Origin of the sequence: Streptomyces sp. NPDC006512, from assembly GCF_040611935.1 — a bacterium.
Lineage (GTDB): Bacteria > Actinomycetota > Actinomycetes > Streptomycetales > Streptomycetaceae > Streptomyces.
The window spans coordinates 1-3,566 of record NZ_JBEXPG010000134.1 but is presented as its reverse complement, the minus strand read 5'-3'; the positions used below and the strand labels follow the sequence as shown (position 1 = coordinate 3,566).

Here is a 3,566-nt window from a genome sequence, read left to right as displayed (position 1 = left end):
CTGGACGAGTGTGTGAAGGCGGGGCTGGATTCGGCGATCGTGCACGCGTCGAAGATCCTGCCGATCGCCCGTTTCGACGAGGAGCAGGTGACCACCGCTCTGGATCTGATCTATGACCGGCGTGAGGGTGACTACGACCCCCTCCAGAAGCTGATGGCGCTGTTCGAGGGCGTCAACACCAAGTCACTCAAGGCGGGCCGGGCGGAGGAGCTCTTGGCGCTGCCTCTGGACGAGCGGTTGCAGCGGCGGATCATCGACGGGGAGAAGAACGGTCTGGAGACGGATCTGGCGGAGGCGCTGGAGACGCGTCCGGCTCTGGACATCGTCAACGACACCCTGCTGGAGGGGATGAAGGTCGTCGGTGAGCTGTTCGGGTCGGGTCAGATGCAGCTGCCGTTCGTGTTGCAGTCGGCTGAGGTGATGAAGACGGCGGTGGCGTATCTGGAGCCGCACATGGAGAAGACCGATGACGAGGGCAAGGGGACGATCGTTCTGGCCACGGTCCGCGGTGACGTCCATGACATCGGCAAGAACCTCGTCGACATCATTTTGACCAACAACGGCTACAACGTCGTGAACATCGGTATCAAGCAGCCGGTCTCCGCGATCCTGGAAGCCGCGGAGGAACACAAGGCGGATGTGATCGGCATGTCCGGTCTCCTCGTGAAGTCCACCGTGATCATGAAGGAGAACCTGGAGGAGCTGAACGCCCGGCACCTCGCCGAAAGGTTCCCCGTCATCCTGGGCGGCGCCGCCCTGACCCGCGCTTATGTCGAGCAGGACCTCCACGAGATCTACGAGGGCGAAGTCCGCTACGCCCGCGACGCGTTCGAAGGCCTGCGGCTGATGGACGCCCTGATCGCGGTCAAGCGCGGCGTCCCGGGCGCGGCCCTGCCCGAACTCAAGCAACGCCGGGTCAAGGCCGCCGCGGTCGTCTCCGAGCCGCAGCCCGACGAGAGCGAGCGCGTGACCCGCTCCGACGTCGCCGCGGACAACCCCGTCCCCACCCCGCCGTTCTGGGGCACCCGCGTGGTCAAGGGCATCCCGCTCAAGGACTACGCCTCCTGGCTCGACGAGAACGCGCTGTTCAAGGGCCAGTGGGGGCTGAAGGCGGCACGCGGCGGCCCGACGTACGAGGAGCTCCTGGAGAGCGAGGGCCGGCCCCGGCTGCGCGGCCTCCTCGACAAGCTGCACACCGAGAACCTCCTCGAAGCCGCCGTCGTCCACGGCCACTTCCCCTGCGTCTCCAAGGGAGACGACCTGATCATCCTCGACGAGAACGGCTCGGAGCGGACCCGCTTCACCTTCCCCCGCCAGGGCCGCGGCCGGTACCTGTGCCTCGCGGACTTCTTCCGCTCGGACGACTCGGGGGAGACCGACGTCGTCGGCCTCCAGGTCGTCACCGTCGGCTCGAAGATCGGCGAGGCCACCGCCAAGCTGTTCCAGTCGAACGCCTACCGCGAATACATGGAGCTGCACGGCCTCTCCGTCCAGCTCGCCGAGGCACTCGCCGAGTACTGGCACGCCCGCGTCCGCGCCGACCTGGGGATCTCCGCGTCCGACCCGGCCTCCGTCGACGGCATGTTCCGTACCGAGTACCAGGGCTGCCGGTACTCCCTCGGCTACCCGGCCTGCCCCGACCTGGAGGACCGCGCGAAGATCGCCGACCTCCTCCGGCCGGAGCGCATCGGCGTCCACCTCTCGGAGGAGTTCCAGCTCCACCCCGAACAGTCCACCGACGCCATCGTCCTGCACCACCCCGAGGCCAGCTACTTCAACGCCGGAGGCCGTACATGAGCACACTGCGCGACATCCTGCGGAGCGGCGAGCCCTCCTTCTCCTTTGAATTCTTCCCGCCGAAGACCGATGCCGGAGAACGGGTCCTGTGGGACGCGGTCCGCCGGATCGAACCGCTCGCACCGGCCTTCGTCTCGGTCACCTACGGAGCCGGCGGCTCCTCCCGCGACCGTACGGTCGAAGTGACCAAGCGGATCGCCGCCGAGACCACCCTGAGGCCGGTCGCCCACCTGACGGCCGTCGGCCATTCCGTCGCCGAACTGCGCCACATCATCGGCCAGTACGCCGACGTGGGCGTGCGCGACGTGCTGGCCCTGCGCGGAGACCCGCCGGGCGATCCGAACGCCCCGTGGATCCCCCATCCCGACGGCCTGCTGCACGCCCACGAGCTGGTCTCGCTGGTCCGGGCCTCCGGAGCCTTCAGCGTGGGCGTCGCGGCGTTCCCGGAGCGGCACCCGCGTTCACCGGACTGGGAGAGCGACATCCGCCACTTCGTGGCCAAGTGCCGGGCCGGTGCCGACTACGCCGTCACGCAGATGTTCTTCGACGTCGACGACTACCTGCGGCTGCGGGACCGCGTCGTCGCCGCCGGCTGTGACACCCCGGTCATCCCGGAGATCATGCCGGCCACCGACGTGCGCCAGATCCGCCGCTTCGCCGAGCTGAGCAACGCCGCGTTCCCCGAGGACCTGGCGCACCGCCTCGACGCCGCGCGCGACCATCCCGCCGACGGGCACCGCATCGGTGTGGAGTACGCCACCGCCATGGCGGAGCGGCTCCTGGCCGAGGGGGCACCCGGACTGCACTACATCACTCTCAACCGCTCCACCGCGACGCTTGAGATCCACCGCAACGTACTTGAATCAAGGAGTGCACAGCATGTCCTCGCAGCCCACCACTGATGTCACGGGGTCCACGGACTTCACCGATTTCAAGGTCGCGGACCTTTCCCTCGCCGCGTTCGGGCGGAAGGAGATCACGCTGGCCGAGCACGAGATGCCGGGTCTGATGTCGATCCGCCGCGAGTACGCGGGGGCGCAGCCGTTGGCGGGTGCGCGGATCACGGGGTCCCTGCACATGACGGTGCAGACGGCGGTGCTGATCGAGACGCTGGTCGCGCTGGGGGCGCGGGTGCGGTGGGTGTCGTGCAACATCTACTCGACGCAGGACCATGCGGCGGCGGCGGTCGCGGCGGCGGGGATTCCGGTGTTCGCGTGGAAGGGCGAGACGCTGGAGGAGTACTGGTGGTGCACGGAGCAGGCGCTGACCTGGCCGGGGCATGCCGGTCCGAACATGATCCTCGATGACGGTGGTGACGCGACGCTGCTGGTCCACAAGGGGGTCGAGTTCCAGAAGGCGGGGGCGGTTCCGGATCCGTCGACGGCGGAGAACGAGGAGATGGCGCTGGTCCTGGACCTGCTGGCCCGCACGGAGCTGGACTGGTCCGCGCTGGCGTCGGAGATCCGGGGTGTGACGGAGGAGACCACCACGGGTGTGCACCGGCTGTACGAGATGCACCAGGCGGGTGCGCTGCTGTTCCCGGCGATCAACGTGAACGACGCCGTGACGAAGTCGAAGTTCGACAACAAGTACGGCTGCCGGCACTCGTTGATCGACGGCATCAACCGTGCCACGGACGTCCTGATCGGCGGCAAGGTCGCCGTGGTGTTCGGGTACGGCGACGTCGGCAAGGGCTGTGCGGAGTCGCTGCGCGGCCAGGGCGCCCGCGTGATCATCACCGAGATCGACCCGATCTGCGCGCTCCAGGC

Annotated in this window: 3 protein-coding genes; all 3 read left to right on the top strand. The window is 68.3% G+C overall.

Annotated elements, in window-relative coordinates; genetic code table 11:
- Positions 1-1,797, top strand: a 1,797-nt coding sequence (locus ABZZ17_RS39910) for a vitamin B12 dependent-methionine synthase activation domain-containing protein (RefSeq protein ID WP_356884274.1), incomplete at its 5' end; no start/stop codon positions are given.
- A complete protein-coding gene (metF, locus tag ABZZ17_RS39905) occupies positions 1,794-2,699 on the top strand; it encodes a methylenetetrahydrofolate reductase [NAD(P)H] (RefSeq protein ID WP_356884272.1) in 906 nt (301 codons plus the stop codon). The genes ABZZ17_RS39910 and metF, both read left to right, overlap by 4 nt.
- A partial coding sequence (locus ABZZ17_RS39900; RefSeq protein ID WP_356884270.1) for an adenosylhomocysteinase occupies positions 2,677-3,566 on the top strand: 890 nt, incomplete at its 3' end. The genes metF and ABZZ17_RS39900, both read left to right, overlap by 23 nt.